The sequence below is a fragment of the Allochromatium palmeri genome, from assembly GCF_009720725.1.
Taxonomy (GTDB): Bacteria; Pseudomonadota; Gammaproteobacteria; order Chromatiales; family Chromatiaceae; genus Thermochromatium; species Thermochromatium palmeri.
In genome coordinates this window covers 1-629 of record NZ_WNKT01000160.1, presented here as the reverse complement: position 1 = coordinate 629, position 629 = coordinate 1, and the positions used below count along the sequence as shown (strand labels likewise).

At 67.7% G+C, this 629-nt stretch carries 1 protein-coding gene; it reads right to left on the bottom strand.

Going from position 1 to position 629, the window contains the following annotated elements:
- Positions 1 to 629 (bottom strand): oxidoreductase (locus GJ668_RS19930; RefSeq protein WP_484476975.1); only part of this gene is annotated, 629 nt, incomplete at both ends.

The following is a 629-nucleotide window of genomic DNA, read 5'->3' as shown; positions in this document are numbered from 1 at the left end:
GCCGCAGCGTGCCAGGGCCAGCGCGGGTCGTAGAGGATGGTCCGTCCCAAGGCGATCAGGTCGGCATCGCCGGTGCCGATGATCGCCTCGGCCTGATCGTAGTCGGTGATCAAGCCGACCGTGACAACGGGGATGCCGACATTCGCCTTCACCGCACGGGCGAGCGGAACCTGATAGCTGGGGCCAACCGGAATGGCCTGGTTCGGATGCAGACCGCCGCTGGACACATGGATGACGCTGCATCCGCGCGCCTCGAGCGCCTGCGCAAAGGCGATCGTCTGCTCGCAGTCCCAGCCGCCCTCGACCCAATCGGTGCCGGATACCCGAACGGAAACCGGCCGATCGGCGGGAAAGGCATCCCGCACGGCATCGAACACCTCAAGCGGGAAGCGCAGGCGGTTTTCGAGGCAACCACCGAATGCATCCTCACGCCGATTGGACAGTGGCGAAAGGAACTGATGAAGCAGGTAGCCGTGGGCGGCATGGACCTGAACGGCATCGATCCCGAGTCGCGCGGCCCGGCGGGCGGCCGCCGCAAAGGCGTCACGCAGCTCGATCATCGCCTGGCGATCGAGCGCGAGCGGCGCCCTGTCGCTGGCACCGAAGGGCACGGCGGAGGGGGCGACGGT